Source organism: Xanthomonas sp. XNM01 (assembly GCF_014851915.1).
Lineage (GTDB): Bacteria > Pseudomonadota > Gammaproteobacteria > Xanthomonadales > Xanthomonadaceae > Pseudoxanthomonas.
Genome location: NZ_JACVAP010000003.1, coordinates 197,788 through 215,894, shown reverse-complemented (window position 1 = coordinate 215,894; position 18,107 = coordinate 197,788). Strand labels below are relative to the sequence as shown.

The 18,107-nt window shown below is 69.3% G+C and carries 17 protein-coding genes and 1 tRNA gene; 16 read left to right on the top strand and 2 right to left on the bottom strand.

From position 1 onward, the window contains the following. The first annotated feature begins 2 nt into the window (after positions 1–2). The 16 genes from IB242_RS12295 (at position 3) to IB242_RS12220 (ending at position 16,527) form a co-directional block, all read left to right on the top strand. The gene (locus IB242_RS12295; protein WP_192279705.1) at positions 3–404 is read left to right on the top strand and encodes a hypothetical protein; all 402 of its coding nucleotides are present in this window, start codon (positions 3–5) and stop codon (positions 402–404) included. A 164-nt stretch (positions 405–568) separates the two neighbouring features. Next, the gene (locus IB242_RS12290) at positions 569–2,803 is read left to right on the top strand and encodes an EAL domain-containing protein (protein ID WP_192279703.1); all 2,235 of its coding nucleotides are present in this window, start codon (positions 569–571) and stop codon (positions 2,801–2,803) included. A 78-nt stretch (positions 2,804–2,881) separates the two neighbouring features. Further along, entirely contained in the window at positions 2,882–4,723 is a 1,842-nt protein-coding gene (locus tag IB242_RS20845) for an ATP-binding protein (RefSeq protein WP_192279701.1), read from the top strand. Between the two features lie 183 nt (positions 4,724–4,906). Then, positions 4,907–6,640 (top strand): type IV-A pilus assembly ATPase PilB, encoded by a 1,734-nt coding sequence (gene pilB, locus IB242_RS12280; protein WP_192279699.1) that lies wholly within the window; start codon positions 4,907–4,909, stop codon positions 6,638–6,640. Positions 6,641–7,336: 696 nt separating this feature from the next. Then, positions 7,337–7,813: a transposase gene (locus IB242_RS12275; RefSeq protein ID WP_225540553.1), complete on the top strand. Its 477-nt coding sequence runs from the start codon at positions 7,337–7,339 to the stop codon at positions 7,811–7,813. Positions 7,814–8,462: 649 nt separating this feature from the next. Next, on the top strand, positions 8,463–8,933 hold the full coding sequence (gene ybgC / locus IB242_RS12270; protein WP_225540551.1) for a tol-pal system-associated acyl-CoA thioesterase: 471 nt from the start codon (positions 8,463–8,465) through the stop codon (positions 8,931–8,933). Beyond that, entirely contained in the window at positions 8,930–9,706 is a 777-nt protein-coding gene (tolQ, locus tag IB242_RS12265) for a protein TolQ (protein WP_192279697.1), read from the top strand. The genes ybgC and tolQ overlap by 4 nt, the downstream gene beginning before the upstream one ends. Before the next feature lie 28 nt (positions 9,707–9,734). After that, positions 9,735–10,172, top strand: a complete 438-nt coding sequence (gene tolR, locus IB242_RS12260; RefSeq protein WP_192279695.1) for a protein TolR — start codon at positions 9,735–9,737, stop codon at positions 10,170–10,172. Continuing rightward, positions 10,162–11,157, top strand: coding sequence for a cell envelope integrity protein TolA (gene tolA, locus IB242_RS12255; RefSeq protein WP_192280542.1), 996 nt, complete (start codon positions 10,162–10,164; stop codon positions 11,155–11,157). The genes tolR and tolA overlap by 11 nt, the downstream gene beginning before the upstream one ends. A gap of 74 nt (positions 11,158–11,231) precedes the next feature. Beyond that, positions 11,232–11,600 (top strand): cell envelope integrity protein TolA, encoded by a 369-nt coding sequence (locus tag IB242_RS12250; RefSeq protein WP_225540550.1) that lies wholly within the window; start codon positions 11,232–11,234, stop codon positions 11,598–11,600. A 169-nt stretch (positions 11,601–11,769) separates the two neighbouring features. Next, entirely contained in the window at positions 11,770–13,092 is a 1,323-nt protein-coding gene (gene tolB / locus IB242_RS12245) for a Tol-Pal system beta propeller repeat protein TolB (RefSeq protein ID WP_192279691.1), read from the top strand. Positions 13,093–13,169: 77 nt separating this feature from the next. Continuing rightward, entirely contained in the window at positions 13,170–13,682 is a 513-nt protein-coding gene (gene pal / locus IB242_RS12240; RefSeq protein WP_192279689.1) for a peptidoglycan-associated lipoprotein Pal, read from the top strand. A gap of 5 nt (positions 13,683–13,687) precedes the next feature. Further along, a complete protein-coding gene (ybgF, locus tag IB242_RS12235) occupies positions 13,688–14,509 on the top strand; it encodes a tol-pal system protein YbgF (RefSeq protein ID WP_192279687.1) in 822 nt (273 codons plus the stop codon). Between the two features lie 53 nt (positions 14,510–14,562). Continuing rightward, positions 14,563–15,222, top strand: coding sequence for a 7-carboxy-7-deazaguanine synthase QueE (gene queE / locus IB242_RS12230; protein ID WP_192279685.1), 660 nt, complete (start codon positions 14,563–14,565; stop codon positions 15,220–15,222). A 337-nt stretch (positions 15,223–15,559) separates the two neighbouring features. Beyond that, the gene (gene queC / locus IB242_RS12225) at positions 15,560–16,225 is read left to right on the top strand and encodes a 7-cyano-7-deazaguanine synthase QueC (RefSeq protein ID WP_192279683.1); all 666 of its coding nucleotides are present in this window, start codon (positions 15,560–15,562) and stop codon (positions 16,223–16,225) included. A gap of 226 nt (positions 16,226–16,451) precedes the next feature. Continuing rightward, positions 16,452–16,527: transfer RNA gene (locus IB242_RS12220), tRNA-Lys, on the top strand. Positions 16,528–16,898: 371 nt separating this feature from the next. Here IB242_RS12220 and IB242_RS12215 read toward each other — a convergent pair. Both IB242_RS12215 and IB242_RS12210 read right to left on the bottom strand, forming a co-directional pair. Next, on the bottom strand, positions 16,899–17,396 hold the full coding sequence (locus IB242_RS12215) for a DUF892 family protein (protein ID WP_192279681.1): 498 nt from the start codon (positions 17,394–17,396) through the stop codon (positions 16,899–16,901). Then, positions 17,359–17,877 (bottom strand): hypothetical protein, encoded by a 519-nt coding sequence (locus tag IB242_RS12210; protein WP_192279679.1) that lies wholly within the window; start codon positions 17,875–17,877, stop codon positions 17,359–17,361. Before IB242_RS12210 ends, IB242_RS12215 begins: the two co-directional genes overlap by 38 nt. Between the last annotated feature and the right edge of the window lie 230 nt (positions 17,878–18,107).

Sequence of the window (18,107 nt, the reverse complement as noted above, 5' to 3'; positions counted from 1 at the left end):
GAATGAACGCAGTGACGGGTGTTTCCATTGAGCTGGTTCCTGTTGACCGGCTGCGCCATATCGAGGGCTTTAGCCGGCGCCGCGTCGAGTGGCTGGTGCGCAAGATCGAGGCCGAGGCGATCTGGAACAAGCCGGTGGCGCTCGATACCGAGCACGATCTGGTGCTCGACGGTCAGCATCGGATGGAGGCGGCCAGGCTTCTTGGTCTGCTCCGCATCCCAGCAGTCCGGTACGCGTATGAGAGAGTCGAGGTCTGGAGCCTGCGCCCGAACCACGTCTTCGATTGGCGGCTGGTCACCAAGCGTGCGCTGGCCGGGCAGCCGTACCCGTACAAGACGGTCAAGCACGCGTTCCCTGCCGGTGGACTGCCGGCCTGCGCCTATCCGATTGCTGCCCTGCGCTGATCGCATGCAACTGTGTTCAGATCCCGACCAGGTCATGCTGCACCGCAGCCACCGTGGGTCCTGAAGCATTGAGCCCCTTCACCTGAAACCCGGCCGGTCTTGTTGTACGCTCACCAGCGCACGTGTCGTTGACGGGGATGAATTCCCAAGCCGGGGGGCAGGACATGAGCCGGAGTGCTCAGACGGGCGATGACGGGTTGTTCGATTTCCAGCCGGAAGTCGAGCCCGGGACAGAAGGTGGTGAGGTCGGCCTGACCGTTCTCAGCGTGGACGACGATGCGTCGTTCCAGCGTTCGCTGCGGATGGCGCTGGAGGGATTCCGTTTCCAGGAGCAGCCGGTGCGGCTGATCACGGCCGGGTCGGCGGCCGAGGCAGAGCAACTGCTGGCGCAGACGCCGGACGTCTCGGCGATGCTGCTGGACGTGGTCATGGAGACCGACGATGCCGGCCTGCGGCTGGTGCGCAGCGTGCGTGAGCAGCTGGGCAACGCCGAGGTGCGGATCGTGCTGGTCACCGGCCAGCCCGGCACCGCGCCGCGGCAGCAGACCCTGGAACAGCTGGACATCAGCGAGTACTGGCTCAAGACCGACCTGTACCGCGAGCGCCTGCAGGGCATTCTCACCGGCAACCTGCGCACCTGGCGCGAGATTCACGCGCTCGGCCGGGCCAAGCGCGGGCTGCAGCAGATCGTCCAGGCCGGGCACCAGCTGGCGGGCCTGCGCGATCTGCATGCGTATTCGCAGCACATGCTGCACGAGCTGGCGCAGTTGCTGCAGGTGCAGCCCGAGGGGCTGGTCTGCGTGCGCGCCGACGGTCCGGCCGCACCGCCACTGCAGGCGCGTCTGGTCGGTGCCGGTGGCCGTTTCGCCGAACTGTTGATGCAGTGCCTGCAGGATGTGGACGACCCGCTGGTGCGCCGGCTGCTGGTCGAGGCGCTGACCCGGCACGATTCGATCGAGACACCGGAAAGCCAGGTGCTGTTCTTCGATGGCGGCGAGCTTGCGCCGCCGGCCGCTGTGTACCTGGCCACCGGGCGCCTGCTGGACGCGGAGGAGCGCGAGCTGCTGCGCGTGTTCGCCACCCATGCCAACGCCGGGCTGGTCAACGTGGATCTGGCAGCGCGGCTGGACCGCATCGCCTACCAGGACAGCCTGCTCGGCATTCCCAACGGCAATGCGCTGCAGCGCGACCTGGCCTCGCTGCTGGCCGAGCCGACGCCGCGTGGCAGCAGCGTGATGTTCCTGGAGCTGGACCAGTACGCGCAGAGCAGCCTGACCCTCGGGCCGGAGCAGGGCGACCTGCTGCTGCTGCAGATGGCGGACCGGCTGCGCGGGCTGTACCCGGCGCCGTGCCGGATCGCGCGGCTGCACGACGGCGTGTTCGCGGTGCTGGGGCCACGCACGATGCTCGGCGAGGAGCCGTTCGCCGCGCTCGGGCACGAAGGCGGCGAGATGCCGCTGCCGTTGCTGGGCATCCGGGGCGCGCTGGTTGAGCTGGATGTCTACGACGGGACCGCGCGCGGTGCGATCGATGCCGGGCTGACCCTGTTGCGCCGCGCCCACGCGATCGGTGCGCATGCGCTGCAGCGCTACGACGCGACCATGGAGCACGAGCACGGCCAGCGCTTCCTGCTGTCGCGCGCGCTCTACCGCGCGGTGCAGGCCGGGCGGATCGAGATCGCGCTGCAGGCGCAGGTGTCGCTGGAGCATGGGCGCATCATCGGCGCCGAGGCGCTGGCGCGCTGGACCGGCGACGATGGCAGGCCTGTGTCGCCGGCCGAGTTCATCCCGGTGGCAGAGGCCAGTGGCCTGATCGTGCCGCTGGGCCAGCAGGTGGTGGAGCAGGCCTGCCAGGCGCTGCGTGCAATGGCCGACGCCGGCTTTCCCGGGCTGACCCTTGCGGTCAACGTGTCGCCGCTGCAGCTGCGCCGGCGCGAGTTCGCCGACGAGCTCGCCGCGGTCCTTGCCCGGCACGGCATCGCACCGGCGCAGCTGGAGATCGAGATCACCGAACAGGCGGTGATGAGCGACTTCCAGGACGGGCGCGAGATGCTGCACCGGCTGCGGGCGATGGGCTTCCCGGTGGCGGTGGACGATTTCGGTACCGGCTATTCGTCGCTGCGCTACGTGCAGTCGCTGCCGGTGACCCGGCTCAAGCTGGACCGCGATTTCACCGACGAGATCGGCAGCGGCAGCCGGGAACGCAGCGTGGCCGACATGATCGTGGCGCTGGGCCGCCGGCTGGGGCTGGAGGTGCTCGCCGAAGGCGTGGAAACCCATGCCCAGGCCGAGTGGCTGCGTGCGCATGGGTGCCACAGCGCGCAGGGCTTCCTGTTCGCGCGGCCCGAGCCGCTGGCGGCCTTCATCGCACGGTTGCACGACCAGGCCGGGGGGCGCTGACCCGTGTCCAAGCGTGCGCGGCGCCGACGCGAGGCGTGGCGCGATTCCTGGGCGGCCTTCCGCAGCCAGCCTCGGCGCGTGGGCCTTGTGGCCGTGCCGTGGCTGCTGAGCCTGCTCATCGGCTTTCCGCTGTTGTGGGCCGAAGTCGACCACGCCCTGCGGCGCCCGGCCCAGCAGGCTGGACGCGATGCGGTGGGCTACACCTCGCAGACCCTGCTGCGCTGGATGAACCGGTTGCGCGATGACGCCCGGTTCCTGGCCGACCTGACCCCGCGGCTGGCCGAGGCCGGCGCCGGCCCGGACGCGCCGTTGGTCGATACCTACGTGAGCTTCCTGCAGGCCGGGCGCAACTATCACAAGGTGCGCTGGATCGACGCCGCCGGCTGGGAACGGCTGCGGATCGACCAGCAGGACGGGACCGTGCTCCGCACCCCGGAGAACGCTCTGCAGGACAAGAGCGCGCGCCCGTTCTTCCATGAGGGGCTGATGCTCGAGCCGGGCCAGGTGCATCTGTCGCCGCTCGATCTGAACGTGGAATCGGAGCGGATCGAGTATCCGCCGCGTCCCACGCTGCGTGCGTCCTCGCCGTTCGTGCGCGCCGACGGCAGCCGCGGCCTGGTGGTGGTCAACATCCACGGCGAGGTGCTGCTGCAGCGACTGCGCGAACAGGCGCAGCAGGGCGGCTTCACCGTCTATCTGGTGCATCCGGGCGGCTACTGGCTGATGGGTCCGCGTCCGGAAGATGCCTGGGGCTGGCAGCTGGGTCGGCCCGAACGCAACGTCGCCGACATGGACCCGCAGCTGTGGCAGGCGATGCAGCGCAGCCCGGTCGGACGCTGGCAGGACTGGACCTTCTCCACCCTGGAAGCGGCATGGGGCGATGCCGAGGGCGACCTGCTCGACCATGCCGACCCCACGCTGGGCAAGCTGCGCCTGCTTGTCCGCTACGACGCCCCGTCCGGCCTGCGCTGGAAGGTGATCCTGCTGGTGCTCACGGTGGGCGTGATCGTGATCGCGGCGCTGGTGGTGTCGCGGCTGGCGCGCGGCATGGCCCGCGAGGCCGCCTTCATCCGGCGCCTGCGCGAGACCAACCACGCGCTGGGCACCGCCAACCGGCGGCTGCAGACGGTGCAGGAAGGGCTGGCGCGGGCCGAGCGCCTGTCCTCGCTCGGCCTGATGGTGGCCGGCGTGGCGCATGAGATGAACACCCCGCTGGGTAGCGCGCATCTGGCGCTCAGCGCCGCGCGGCACGGGGTGGAGGAGCTGGAGAAGCAGCTGGTGGCCGGGCTGCGCCGCTCGGATCTGGAACGCTTCCTGGCCAATGCCGCGCCGGCCATCGCCCAGGCCGAGAACGAAGTGCGCCGGGCGGCGGCGCTGGTCCGCCGCTTCAAGCAGGTCGCGGTGGACCGCGCGTCGCTCGAGCATCGCCCGTTCGATCTGGCCGAGATCGTGCTGGATGCCGATCCGCGCCTGCGGCGCGGCGAGCTCGAGGACGACATCGCGCTGGTGCTGGACCTGGAGAGCGGCCTGTTGATGGACAGCTATCCCGGGCCGCTGGAACAGGTGGTGTCCAACCTGTTGTCCAACGCGCTGGCGCATGCCTGGCCGCAGGGTGGACCGGGACGGATCCGGATCCGCGCGGCCGCCGATGGCAGCGACCATGTCCGCATCGAGGTCGACGACGACGGGCGTGGGATCCCGGCCGAGGATCTGCCGCGGATCTTCGAGCCGTTCTTCACGACCCGCCGCAACCGTGGCGGCACCGGGCTGGGGCTGCACATCGTCCACCAGATCGTGACCGAGGTGCTGGGAGGCACCATCGAGGTCCGCAGCCGCACCTCGGACACTGGAGGCGGGCGCGGGACGCGCTTCGTGGTGCGACTGCCGCGGGTCGGGCCGGAGCGCACGCCCCTGTCGTAACGCACGGGCGGGCGCATGCGTGGCGATCACGCGGCGGCTGGGTGGTGCCGTCTCCGATGCTGCGCGAACCGGCGACGCGCAGGGGCTGGTGCAGCACGTCGGCCGAGCACGGTGCATGCGGCGGCATGCCGCTTCCCGCGGCGCTTTGCGTTATCGTTTGCACCGGACTGTCCAGGGGCCACCATGAACGCTGTCGTTTCCGCAAACCTGATCGGCATCACCGGTATCGCCCGGAGGCTGGTCATGGATGGTGCGCTGGACGAGGCGGCCGCCCGCGCCGCGATGGCCCAGGCGACCGAGGCCAAGGTGCCGCTGGCCCAGTGGATCGCCGAGAAGAAGCTGGTCGGCGCCGCGCAGCTGACCGCGGCCAATGCGATCGAGTTCGGCATGCCGGTGCTCGATGCCAGCGCCTTCGACGCCAGCCACAACGCGATGAAGCTGGTCAGCGAGGAACTGCTGCAGAAGCACCAGGTGCTGCCGCTGTTCAAGCGCGGCAGCAAGCTGTTCGTCGGTACCAGCAACCCGACCCAGACCGCGGCGCTGGCCGAGATCCAGTTCCACACCAACCTGGTGGTCGAGCCGATCCTGGTCGACGAGGACCAGATCCGCCGCACCCTGGAGCAGTGGCAGAACGTCGGCGGCCAGCTCGGCAACGCGCTGGGCGACGACGACGAAGACGGCATGGGCGACCTCGAGATCGCCGCCGGCGACGAGGAAGGCGGCAGCGAGTCGGGCATCGACGCCAAGGGCGACGACACCCCGGTGGTCAAGTTCGTCAACAAGGTGCTGGTCGACGCGATCCGCCGCGGCGCCTCGGACATCCACTTCGAGCCCTACGAGACCGACTACCGGGTGCGCCTGCGCATCGACGGCATCCTCAAGACGGTGGCGCGCGCGCCGGTCAAGCTCAGCCCGCGCATCGCCGCACGCCTGAAGGTCATGGCGCAGCTGGACATCGCCGAGAAGCGAGTGCCGCAGGACGGCCGCATCAAGCTCAACCTGTCCAAGACCAAGCAGATCGACTTCCGCGTCAGCACGTTGCCGACCCTGTTCGGCGAGAAGGTGGTGCTGCGTATCCTCGACGGCAGTGCGGCCAAGCTGGGCATCGACAAGCTCGGCTATGAGCCCGACCAGCAGACGCTGTTCCTGGACGCGATCCAGAAGCCCTACGGCATGGTCCTGGTCACCGGCCCGACCGGCTCGGGCAAGACGGTGTCGCTGTACACCGCGCTGGGCATCCTCAACGACGACCAGCGCAACATCTCCACGGTCGAGGATCCGGTCGAAATCCGCCTGCCGGGCGTCAACCAGGTCCAGCAGAACACCAAGCGCGGCATGACCTTCGCGGCCGCACTGCGCAGCTTCCTGCGCCAGGATCCGGACATCATCATGGTCGGCGAAATCCGCGACCTGGAAACCGCCGAGATCGCGGTCAAGGCCGCGCAGACCGGCCACATGGTGCTGTCGACCCTGCATACCAACGACGCGCCGCAGACCATCGCGCGCCTGATGAACATGGGCATCGCCCCGTACAACATCACCAGCTCGGTCACCCTGGTGATCGCGCAGCGCCTCGCGCGCCGCCTGTGCGGCAAGTGCAAGCGCCCGACCGAACTGCCCGAGAACGCGTTGCTGGCCGAGGGCTTCACCGCGGCCGAGATCAAGGCCGGCTTCACCCTCTACGAGGCGGTGGGCTGCGACGAATGCACCGAAGGCTACAAGGGCCGTACCGGCATCTACCAGGTGATGCCGATGAGCGAGCAGATCCAGAGCATCGTGCTGGAAGGCGGCAACGCGATCCAGATCGCGGAAGTCGCCCAGAAGGCCGGCATCCGGGACCTGCGCCAGTCGGCGCTGATGAAGGCCCGCAACGGCATCACCAGCCTGGCCGAGATCAACCGCGTCACCAAGGATTGATCGGTCGCCGTCGCGCGACGTTGGGCCAATGCGTGTGCACTGCAGGCTGAGGCCGCCGCTCCTGCACGTGCGGCAGCATCTAAGCCGGCCCCGCGTCGGCAGTCCGGTGGCTGGCCGGGGTGGCCAGTCCGGACGTGCTTCTGCAAGACCGACGCGCAAGGGCCGGTGCGGGGCTCGCATGGTGTTCCATCGCTCTCGCTGCGTGGTCTCCGTAGCCGTGTCTTCGGCGGGAAACCCGCGTTTGTCGGGGCGTGGCGCCTGTCATGCGAAGGCGCTTGCAGGCGACCACCCCGCAGCAGTCCATGACGGGCGGGACGGTGTCGCTGCCGTCACGGCGTTCGGTCTGTTTGCGATGGCCGGTCACCGGTACGCCCGATCCTGAAAACGCTGAAGGGCTGATGCGAGAAGGGCGTGCCTGCACGCGACCCAGGCGTCGCCTGCGACGTACATGCACGGGCATCCCTCCCGCCGCGCTGGCCGCAGCTGAGCCGTGCATCGCGGGCAAGCGGATCCTCACGGGCGTCGGTTCGCTGACGAAGCGGGGTGCTGCAGCTGGTCGATGACATCGAGCCGCGGAGACGCGTGCTGTTCCGACAGGAGCTCAGGGCGTTCTGACGCGATCGGCCACGATGTCCGAACCGCCTGCGCGGCATGTTCCGCTGACGCCGGCATGCGCGATGTTGACAGCATGCAGGCATGGACATGCATACCTCGCAGCGATTCGACAGCCTTTCCCGACGCCGCGGCGCCCGTCGTGTCGTGCCTGGCGAGGTCCATCATCTGATCGTGGGAACCCTCGGCCAGGCTGCCTGGTTCTCTGACTTCCACGTGGGCTGCGTGGCGGTGCGGGCGTTCCGGGAGCCGGCGCTGCTGGGTGACGCGGAGCTGCTGGCCTGGGTCTTGATGCCGGATCATTGCCACTGGCTGCTGCGTGCAGGCCGGCAGATGCCGGTCGAGAAGGCGGCTTCGCGGATGAAGTCGGCCAGCGCAGCCCAGGTCAACCGGGTCCTGTCGCGTGCCGGCGCACTCTGGGAGCCTGCATTCCGCGATCGCGCGCTGGGTGCGGAGGAGAATGTCCGCGACGTGGCGCGCGCGATCGTCGCCAATCCCCTGCGGGCGGGTCTGAGCGATCGCCTCGGCGACTATCCGTTCTGGGATTGCATCTGGCTGTAGCGCGATCGCTCGCACGCGAAAGCCGCGCACCCGCGACAAGCTCGGGCCACGATGCGGGGGTTCCCATTTTTCCTTTCGGGGCGGAATCGCCGGGGGACACACCCGTCGCAACATGGCCTGCAGGCTGCATCCGGCGACCTGTGGGCGGCTTGCGCCCATCACCATCCGTACCGCTCGGACGCCGCGAGGCATGACGGCCATTCCTCCGGCACTTCCAGAAGACAGGAGACGCGGGTCTCGCCAACGACTGTTGCGGCTACCGGCTTCGGAAACCGGAGCGGGCCGATCTGCAGCCTCCGGCCATCCGCGATGGCCTGCCGTATCCGCGAGGGAAGGCGCCTCCCGACACCGCCACGGCGATCTCCGGGAGCTGACTGCTGCCAGATAGCGGCGAGGCAAGGCGGGGGCCTGCCGCCGCATTGAAGGCAGGTTGCCGGCCGTGCGGGTGTCGGCGGTCGGCGCCGGGCGTGTCTCGTTCCGCCAGGCCGCCCTCGCAGCCGGGGTTGTCACTTCGATCGGATCGCTTTCGAAGATCGCCCCGGGTGGTCCGGCCACTCCCTGCGGGTCGTCGACAGCCCGGTCATCCGGCATCGGCTAGGGTGGCCGCGCCGTTGGTGGCGGGGGCTGGTCGAGCGCCGCGCAAGCCTGCATGCTTGCGGCCCCTCATTGCCGCGGCCAGCCGATGTTCAGCATTCCGATACGCGTCTACTGGGAAGATACCGATGCGGGTGGCGTCGTCTACCACGCGCGCTACGTGGCGTTCCTGGAACGGGCGCGCAGCGACTGGATGCGCGGCCTCGGGTATGGGCAGCAGGCCATGCGGGATGCGCACGGGCTGGTGTTCGCGGTCCATTCCATGCGGATGGACTTCCTGAAGCCGGCGCGCCTGGACGACCTGCTGGACGCCACGGTCGAGGTCCGCCGGGTCGGCCGGGCCAGCATCGTCTTCGACCAGCGCATCGTGCGCGGCGGGGAACTGCTGCTGACCGCCGAGGTCAAGATCGCTGCACTGCGTGCGGTCGATTTCCGTCCGGGGGCGATCGAGGAAGGGCTGTACACCGAATTGAAGGCGCTGGTTTCCAGCGCGGGCACGGAACACGACAAGAGGAACAACGGATGACCGGATCGATCCTGGCCCTGGTGGCCACCGTGGTGCAGGCACTGCCGGAGGAGGCCGCAGCCACGGCCGCCGGTGCCGCCGCGACCGCGGCCCACGGCGGCATCAACTATCTGGACCTGATGCTGCGCGCCAGCCTGCCGGTCAAGCTGATCGTGCTGCTGCTGCTCGCCGGTTCGCTGATCAGCTGGGTGATCATTTTCCGCAAGGCCGGCAGCTTCAAGCGCGCCGACCAGGCGGCGGACGACTTCGAGAACCGGTTCTGGTCCGGTGCCGACCTGGGCAAGCTGTACGCGTCCGCCAGCGACCGCAACCGTGCCGTCGACGGGCTGGAGGCGATCTTCGAGGGCGGCTTCCGCGAGTACACCCGCCTGCGCGAGAAGCGCCGCCTGGATGGTCGCGCCCAGCTCGAGGGTGCGCAGCGCGCGATGCGCGTGGCCTACACCCGTGAGGTCGGCCTGCTCGAGCGCAACCTGGAGCTGCTGGCCAACATCGGTTCGACCGCGCCGTACGTCGGCCTGGTCGGCACCGTGTTCGGCATCATGGTGACCATGCACGACATGGTGAACCAGGGCCAGCAGGTCGGCATCGCCGCCGTCGCCCCGGGCATCTCCGAGGCGCTGTTCGCCACCGCGATCGGCCTGTTCGTCGCGATCCCGGCCGTGTGGGCCTACAACCGCTTCACCAGCCGCGTCGAGCGCCTGTCGCAACGCTACGAAAGCTTCGCCGACGAGTTCAGCTCGATCCTGCAGCGCCAGACCGGCGTCGACGAGTGAGCCGGGTGCGAGCCGACAGGAGCCGCCGATGAGCATGACCCTGATGCGCCACAAGCGCCGCAAGCTCAAGTCCGAAATCAACGTCGTGCCGTACATCGACGTGATGCTGGTGCTGCTGATCATCTTCATGGTCACCGCGCCGCTGCTGAGCTTGAGCGTGGACGTGGACCTGCCCGAGTCGACCGCGCGCGCGGTCGAGAACAAGCGCGATCCGGTGGTGGTGACCGTGGACGCCGATGGCCGCTACACGCTGACCCTGCAGGGCGGCAAGGCCGAGCCGATCGACGCGACCGAGCTGACCGCGCGCCTGGGCGCCTTCATCGCCCAGAACAAGGACACCCCCGTGTTCGTGGCCGCCCCGGGCGGTACCGAGTACCAGCGGGTGATGGACACGATGGTGATGGTGCAGCAGGCCGGCGTGCCGCGCGTCAGCCTGATGAGCCAGCCGGGTGGCAATGCACGCTGACCTCGACCAACGCCACGGCCCCGACCGTGAGCCGGGACTGGCCGGATCCTTCGCGCTGGCGCTGGGCCTGCATGTCCTGATCGCGCTGCTGTTCTGGGTCGCCTGGTGGTGGTCGCCGCAGCGGCACGTGGAGCCGGCTGCCGGTTCGCCGGTGATCGAGGCCTCGCTGGTGATGTCGGCCTCGGACATCCGTGCCGCGCAGCAGGCGGCCGAGAACGCGCCCAAGCCCGAGGTCGAGCCGGAGCCACTGCCAACGCCGATCACCGAGACCGCGCCCGAGGAGACCGTGCCGCCGCCGCAGCCGGTTCCCACCCCGCGCCCGCAGGACGCGCCGACCGCGCCGCAGCAGAAGGCACAGGAGTTCATCCCCGAGCCGGACACCCAGGACCAGGACCGTGCCCGGCGCGATGCGATCGCCAAGGAGACGGCCGAGAAGGAACAGGAGGAGCGTCGCCGCCAGGAGCAGGTCGACCTGACCGAGCGTGAGCGCCAGCGCGAAGCCGAGAACCAGCGCCGGCTGGCCGCGCAGGCCGAGGCTGCCGAACGCGAGAAGAAGCTGGCCGAGATCCGGCGCCAGCGCGAGCAGGCCGCCCGCCAGGCCCGCCAGGCCGAGGAGCGCCTGCAGCAGCTGCAGCAGGCCCAGCAGCGGCAGCAGCCGGCCCAGCCCACCCAGGGCACGCCGGGGCAGGGCGGCACCAGCGACGATCTCACCGCCAAGTACGCGGCGGCGATCCAGCAGGCCGTGCTGAACCAGTGGGTCCGTCCGGAGACCGTGCCGCTGGGCCAGCGCTGCCGGGTCAGCATCCGCCAGCTGCCCGGTGGTGATGTCATGTCGGTCGAGGTGCAGCCAGGCTGCCCGTTCGACGAAGCCGGCCGCCGCTCGCTGGAGAACGCCGTGCTGCGCGCCAAGCCGCTGCCGTACCGGGGCTTTGAAAGCGTGTTCCAGCGCAACCTGACCCTGAACTTCGAGGCGCAGGACCGCTGAGTCCGGTGTGCATGCCGCGGCGCGGTGCCGCGGTACGTACGGCTGCTCCCGTGCCCCCCATGGAAGGACCCGCCATGTCGATCCGCCTGTTTTCCGCCGCTGCCCTTGCCCTCGCCACGCTTGCGGCCGGCCCTGTCCGTGCCGATGACGCGGATGCCGCCCGGGAGCGGGCCCGCTACGGCGACGCCCTGCGTGAGGCGATCCGCGCGCAATGGCTGCGGCCGGACACGGTCGCTGCGGGGACGTCCTGCCGCGTCCGCATCCGGCAACTGCCGGGCGGCGACGTGCTGGACGCCGAGGTGATGCCGGACTGCGGCTTCGACCCGGTCGGCCAGCGTTCGTTGCAGGCAGCCGTGCTGCGTGCCCAGCCGCTGCCCTATGCCGGCTTCGAGCGCGTGTTCTCGCGTGAGCTGGTCGTGACCTTCACGACCGACGACCACTGAGCACGGGCGCCGGCGCGCCGTTCCGCGGCGGGGCGATCCGTCCGTCGGATGCCCGTCGCGCCGCTCGGCGGGTATGCGCGACGTTCACGTCCTTTTCGTTCATGATTGCGAAAACATTCACGCGTGGCCTGCTATCCATTGTCGGCCACTGGACTGCGACCGAGAGCCCATGAAGACCCCTTTGCGCTGGCTTGCCCTGCTTGTGTTCCTGCTGTTGCCCGTGCTTGCCAGTGCGCAGCAGCAGGGTCTGGAGATCGACATCATCGGCGGCAACGCGTCGGCCCTGCCGATCACGGTGGTGCCGATGCCGTACCAGGGCAGCGCCGGTGCGCCGCAGACCGATGTCGCCAAGGTCGTGCGCGACGATCTGGCCCGTTCCGGTCAGTTCCGTACGCTTCCTGAAGCGCAGATCGTCGAGCGCCCGACCCGCGGCGGCGAGATCCAGTACCCGACCTGGCGCCAGCTGCGCCAGGACTACATCGTAGTCGGCCGCGTGCTGGACGCCGGCGATGGCAGCTATCGGGTCGAGTACGAACTGTTCGACGTGGCCAAGGGCGAGCGTCTGCTCGGCCTGGCGATGACCGCCCGCGCCAACGCCATGCGCGACGTCGCCCACCAGATCGCCGATGCGATCTACGAGAAGATCCTCGGCGTGCGCGGCGCGTTCTGGACCCGCATCGCCTACGTCACCGCCAACGGCAGCGGCAACCAGATGCGCTACGCGCTGGTGGTCGCCGACGCCGACGGCTACAGCCCGCAGACCGTGGTGCGCTCGGCCGAGCCGCTGCTGTCGCCGGCCTGGAGCCCGGACGGCCGCAAGCTGGCCTACGTCAGCTTCGAGCGCGGCAACTCGGCCATCTACATCCAGGACATCGCCACCGGTGCCCGCGAGATGGTCTCCAGCTTCCGCGGCATCAACAGCGCGCCGTCGTTCTCGCCGGACGGCCGCCGCCTGGCGCTGGCCCTGTCGCGCAGCGGCAACCCGGAAATCTACGTGATGGACCTGGGCAGCAAGCAGCTGACCCAGCTGACCAACCACTTCGCGATCGATACCGAGCCGACCTGGAGCGCGGACGGCAGCACCATCTATTTCACCTCCGACCGGGGTGGGCGTCCGCAGATCTACCAAGTGCCCTCCAGCGGCGGCAGCGCCAGCCGGGTGACCTTCCAGGGCAACTACAACGCCAAGGCCAGCGTCTCCGAGGACGGCAAGAAGATCGCCGTCGCCCAGGGCAGCGGCAACACCTACCGGATCGCGATCATGGACAGCAGCCTGGGCTCGCCGCGCTGGAGCACGGTCTCGACCGGCCAGCTCGACGAATCGCCCAGTTTCGCCCCCAACGGCAGCATGCTGCTGTATGCGGGGCGCGAGGGTGGGCGCGGGGTGCTGTACGCGGTGTCGGCCGACGCCCGGGTCAGGCAGCGGCTGGTGTCGCCGGACGGCGGCGATGTCCGCGAACCGGCGTGGTCGCCCTACCGCAGCGCACGTTGATTTTGAGTTAAATGCGGTAACATTCGCGTTCGTCAACCCAACCCCGCTCCACCCTGCACGCATCAAAAGGAATGATCATGAACAAGACCACCCGAGTTCTGCTGGTTTCGATGCTGTCCGTGGCCGTTCTGGCCGGCTGCTCCAAGAAGGTGAAGGAGGAGCCGGCCGCTCCGACCCCGACCCCGGCTCCGACCACCACCGCTCCGACCACCAGCGGCGTCTACACCGCTGCCGACCTGGACACCGATGCCTGCCTGCGCCAGCGCGTCGTGTACTTCGATTTCGACCAGGACAGCCTGAAGCCGGAGTTCCAGGCCATCGTCGCCTGCCACGCCAAGTTCCTGCGTGACGTCCCGAGCTCGCGCCTGACCCTGCAGGGCAACGCCGACGAGCGCGGTTCGCGCGCCTACAACCAGGCCCTGGGCGAGCGTCGCGGCAATGCCGTGTCGTCGGCGCTGCAGGCTGCCGGCGGTTCGGCCAGCCAGCAGACCGTGGTCAGCTACGGCGAAGAGCGTCCGGTCTGCACCGAGTCGGGCGAGTCCTGCTGGGCGCAGAACCGTCGCGTCGAGCTGGTCTACACCGCTCGCTGATCGTGATGAAGTCTTCCGGACTCGTTCGGATGCTGGTCGTGGCGGCCCTCGTGGCCGCCACGCCCGTGCATGCCTATGCGCAGCAGCGGCTGAGTCTGGCCGACCGCGTGACCCGTCTCGAGCTGCAGGGCGACAACAGCCAGGCCAACGCCGACCTGCTCAACCAGCTCAACCAGCTGCGGGCCGAGGTTGTGTCGCTGCGGCAGGCCGTCGAGCAACTCCAGCATGAGAAGCAGCAGCTCCAGCAGAGCGCCCGCGACCAGTACCTCGATCTGGATGGGCGCCTGAACCGTCTCGAGAGCGGTGGCGCTCCGGCACTTCCCGCTCCTCCGGACCTCTCGGCCGCACCGGTGCCTCGTGCACCTGCGCCGGTTGCCGCTCCGGCCGCGACCGAGGCTCCGCCCAGCGTGCACGGTGACCCGGGCTCGCTGGCGCAGGCAGGCGACGAACGTGCCGCCTACGATGCCGCCTTCAAGGTGATGAGCAGCGGCAACTACAAGCAGGCGGTCCAGCAGTTCGAGGCCTTCATGGCCCAATACCCCAACGGTATCTATGCGCCCAATGCGCTGTACTGGCTGGGGCAGAGCTACTACCTGACAAGCCGTTACGCGGAGGCCGAGCAGCAGTTCGAGGCCGTCGTCGCGCGTTACCCCACCCATCCCAAAGCCGCCGACTCGATGCTCAAGCTCGGTCTGGCCCAGATGGAAACCGGCAAGCCCGAACTGGCCGAGCGCACGCTCGTCGAGGTCGGCAGCCGTTATCCCGGAACCGAGGCCGCCCGCATCGCCGGCGATCGCCTGGGTTCGCTGTCGCGCCGCAGCTACTGAGCCACGGCGCACGCCAGGCCTGCGTCAGCGCCGGCATCCACTCCAGTGTCCACATGAACGCCTCCGTGCCGCAGCAGCGCCTGCGGCTGACCGAAATCTTCCTGTCGCTGCAGGGCGAAGCCAATGCGGCCGGCTGGCCGACCGTGTTCGTGCGCCTGACCGGCTGCCCGTTGCGTTGCCAGTATTGCGACACCGCGTACGCCTTCCATGGCGGGCAGTGGTGGGAGATCGACGACATCCTGGCCGAGGTCGCCCGGCACGGCGTGCGCCACGTCTGCGTGACCGGCGGCGAGCCGCTGGCGCAGAAGCGCTGCCTGCAGCTGCTCGAACGCCTGTGCGATGCCGGCTACGACGTCTCGCTGGAGACCTCCGGCGCGCTCGACATCGCCGGCGTCGACCCGCGCGTCTCGCGCGTGGTCGACCTGAAGACGCCCGGATCGGCCGAGATGGACCGCAACCGGCTGGAGAACATCCCGCTGCTCACCGCCCGCGACCAGGTCAAGTTCGTGCTGTGTGGACGGGCGGACTACGAGTGGGCGCGCGACATGGTCGCCACCCACGCGCTCGCCGAGCGGTGCGACGTCTTGTTCTCGCCCAGCAAGAGCGAGGTCGCGCCGCGCGATCTGGCCGACTGGATCGTCGCCGATCGCCTGCCGGTGCGCTTCCAGATGCAGCTGCACAAGCTGCTGTGGAACGACGAGCCCGGACGCTGAGTCCGGACGGTCTGCCGTCCGGCGGCCGTGCATCGCAGGCAACGAGGGGCGCGCATCGTCATCGACGACCGGAGCGGAACCATTGCTTCCTGGGGCGCCGCAGACGATCCGCTGCCTGCACGCGCCGACAGGCCGAGGCTGTCACGTTCGATCCGGCCAGCAACCGGCTGGCCAGGGCCGTCGACCGGCGCGTCCCCGCAGACCCGGCACGGATCCGCGCCACGCGCGCTTCCGCCCCGGAGGGCGCGCGTCCTGCGCGCGCGTACCCCAGCGTGGTCAGGCCCTGCCCGGACCAGTGGCGCCTACAATGGGCGCCCCCACAGCCGCAGCAACCGTCATGAAGAAAGCCGTCGTCCTGGTGTCCGGAGGCATGGATTCCGCCGTCGTCCTGGCCATCGCCCGCGAGCAGGGCTTCCAGGCCTATGCATTGAGCGTGCGCTACGGCCAGCGCCATACCTCCGAGCTGGAGGCGGCGGACCGGGTGTCGCTGGCGCTGGGCGCCGCCGAACACAAGACGGTGCACGTGGATCTGCGCAGCATCGGTGGCTCGGCGCTGACCGCCGACATCGACGTGCCCGATGCCGGCGGCGAAGGCATCCCGGTGACCTACGTGCCGGCGCGCAACACGATCATGCTGTCGATCGCGCTGGGCTGGGCGGAAGTGCTCGGTGCCGCCGACATCTTCTGCGGGGTCAACGCGGTGGATTACTCCGGCTATCCCGATTGCCGGCCGGAGTTCATCGAGGCGTTCGAGCGCCTGGCCAACCTGGCGACCAAGGCCGGGGTGGAAGGCGCCGGGCTGCGGGTGCAGGCGCCGCTGCTGCGGATGAGCAAGGCCGACATCGTGCGCGAGGGTGTGCGTCTGGGCGTGGATTTCGGCCAGACCGTGTCCTGCTATCGCGCCGACGCCGAAGGGCGCGCCTGTGGTCACTGCGATGCATGCCGCCTGCGTGCGGCCGGTTTCGCCGACGCCGATGTGTCCGATCCGACCCGCTACGTCTGATCGGGCGGCTGCATGCCGGCGCGCTGCCTGATCGCGTGAAGCCCTGCTGCGTGCTCCAACCGAATCGGGCGTGAGCGGTATCGGTACGCAGTCTGGCGGCCTCGCGGCGGTCGCGGACAGATGCGCGATCCGCGTCGATGCGCCGTCCTGCAACGACCGCCGCGTTGGTCGCCAACGGACCTGATGGGGTAGAATGCGCGCCCGGCCTCGCGCCGGCGCTGTCTGTGGGCCGTTAGCTCAGTCGGTAGAGCATCGGACTTTTAATCCGCTGGTCGATGGTTCGAATCCATCACGGCCCACCATCTCGAGTCATCCTGTGCCCTTGGGTGTCGGGGCTTCCAGAAAAGCGAAAGGGCGCCAGACGGCGCCCTTCGGCGTTCCAGGCCTTGTACCCTGCGAGGACAGCCTGGGTCGGTCCGATGCCTCCCGGCCCTGACATCATCGGCGTCGTGGCTGCGCAAGGCTTCAGTCCCGCATCCCCCCGCACTTCTGCACCGCGACGGGTGATTCCGGCGATGCGTGCTCGGACAGGAAAAACGCCCGTTCAGAGCGTTTTCCCGCCTGCTTTCTTCGTCCTGCCTTGCGGTCACACGCCGCGCTCCGCACTCTTCTGCCATTGCGTCCAGGCGGTCCAGCCGCTGGCATCGGCTGCCTTCGCGTCGATGGGCGTCGATCAGGCTGCGTGCATGCTGGCGTGCTGCGGACTTCCAGCAGCGAGTCGCGCAAGCCGTTCGTCGGCAGCGGTCTTCTCGTCGAGGTTGTGCAGCAGGGCGGGCAGGACGTCGCGATAGTCCAGGCGCCTGGCCAGGGTGACCACGATGCCGTGGGCGGCGACCTGATGCCGGATCAGCCGTTGGATGCCGGCCAGCAGCGCGATGTCACGCAGGCTTCCCGGATCGATGACGTCGACGATGTCGCGCAGGTCCTCCACCATCGCCTCGATCGCCGCGCAGCGCCCGCGGCGCGGCCAGACGTCCAGCGTTTCGATCACCTGGTCGATACGATCGACATGCGCACCGGCTTCGGCGATATGGATCGCGAGGGATTCGGCCAGGCGTGCGTCATGCACCGACCCTGCCAGGCGCGGGAGGTCGCGCATGAGCCGCTTTTCGGCGTTGTAGATGTCCGAGAGTTCATGGATGAACAATTCCTGCAGGCTCGTGATTGGCATGGGCTGCTCCTTGCATGGCCAGGAAATCATCCTCCTGCGATCCGGGCGGCTGTGCAAACGGCGTCAGCCATTCCAGGAGCGCGCGCTGCAGATCCAGCGCCGACGCGCAGCCGGACAGCAGGTCCGGCATGTCGGCATGCGTCACGCACGCCACCAGCGTCTGGTAGGTCCGGATCTCCAGCAGTTCGAGCTGGCGCCAGCGCGAGATCAGCCAGGCGCCGGAGCGGGCGAAGACGGGTGGGCAACCGGCGGCGGCATCGGTCGGGGGCAGGGCGGCGGCAACGCCGAGCGCACGCCGGTGCCGCTGCAGCAGCGCCTGCTGCGCGCGGGTTTCCACCGCATGCAGTTCGGCGCGGTCGCGCAGGCGGCAGTCGAGCAGCGGGCAGTCGCCGATCACCCCGAGCAGGGCGATGATGTCCGTCTGGAGGCCGCAGAGACTGTCCAGTTTCCGGGCCAGGGTGAGGTGGGTCGCGATGCTCATGTCCGTCATGTGCATGGCCGGCCTGGCGGTGGCCAAGTCAGCGCCTCCTGGAGCGTGGCAGGCAGTGTGGTTCATTGCTGGTAAAGACGCCCTTCACGCCTCGGCATCCACAGGTCCGTCGGTGATACGGGCACCGGAGGTTGGAATCGTCGCCGAGTCGCCGCCCGGTCCCTCGGCGCCCATTCCGTCTCTACGCCGGGAGGTGGGGGCTGTGCCGCCGCGGACGCTTC

What these genes read in the sequence shown, in the direction of transcription:
- tolA (WP_192280542.1), top strand. Translation starts at nt 10,162, where the DNA reads ATGCACGCTGACCTCGACCAACGCCACGGCCCCGACCGTGAGCCGGGA.
- IB242_RS12210 (WP_192279679.1), bottom strand. Translation starts at nt 17,877, where the DNA reads ATGAGCATCGCGACCCACCTCACCCTGGCCCGGAAACTGGACAGTCTC.
- IB242_RS12295 (WP_192279705.1), top strand. Translation starts at nt 3, where the DNA reads ATGAACGCAGTGACGGGTGTTTCCATTGAGCTGGTTCCTGTTGACCGG.
- tolQ (WP_192279697.1), top strand. Translation starts at nt 8,930, where the DNA reads ATGACCGGATCGATCCTGGCCCTGGTGGCCACCGTGGTGCAGGCACTG.
- IB242_RS12250 (WP_225540550.1), top strand. Translation starts at nt 11,232, where the DNA reads ATGTCGATCCGCCTGTTTTCCGCCGCTGCCCTTGCCCTCGCCACGCTT.
- pilB (WP_192279699.1), top strand. Translation starts at nt 4,907, where the DNA reads ATGAACGCTGTCGTTTCCGCAAACCTGATCGGCATCACCGGTATCGCC.
- queE (WP_192279685.1), top strand. Translation starts at nt 14,563, where the DNA reads ATGAACGCCTCCGTGCCGCAGCAGCGCCTGCGGCTGACCGAAATCTTC.
- IB242_RS12290 (WP_192279703.1), top strand. Translation starts at nt 569, where the DNA reads ATGAGCCGGAGTGCTCAGACGGGCGATGACGGGTTGTTCGATTTCCAG.
- pal (WP_192279689.1), top strand. Translation starts at nt 13,170, where the DNA reads ATGAACAAGACCACCCGAGTTCTGCTGGTTTCGATGCTGTCCGTGGCC.
- tolR (WP_192279695.1), top strand. Translation starts at nt 9,735, where the DNA reads ATGAGCATGACCCTGATGCGCCACAAGCGCCGCAAGCTCAAGTCCGAA.
- ybgC (WP_225540551.1), top strand. Translation starts at nt 8,463, where the DNA reads ATGCTTGCGGCCCCTCATTGCCGCGGCCAGCCGATGTTCAGCATTCCG.
- ybgF (WP_192279687.1), top strand. Translation starts at nt 13,688, where the DNA reads ATGAAGTCTTCCGGACTCGTTCGGATGCTGGTCGTGGCGGCCCTCGTG.
- IB242_RS12275 (WP_225540553.1), top strand. Translation starts at nt 7,337, where the DNA reads ATGGACATGCATACCTCGCAGCGATTCGACAGCCTTTCCCGACGCCGC.
- IB242_RS12215 (WP_192279681.1), bottom strand. Translation starts at nt 17,396, where the DNA reads ATGCCAATCACGAGCCTGCAGGAATTGTTCATCCATGAACTCTCGGAC.
- tolB (WP_192279691.1), top strand. Translation starts at nt 11,770, where the DNA reads ATGAAGACCCCTTTGCGCTGGCTTGCCCTGCTTGTGTTCCTGCTGTTG.
- queC (WP_192279683.1), top strand. Translation starts at nt 15,560, where the DNA reads ATGAAGAAAGCCGTCGTCCTGGTGTCCGGAGGCATGGATTCCGCCGTC.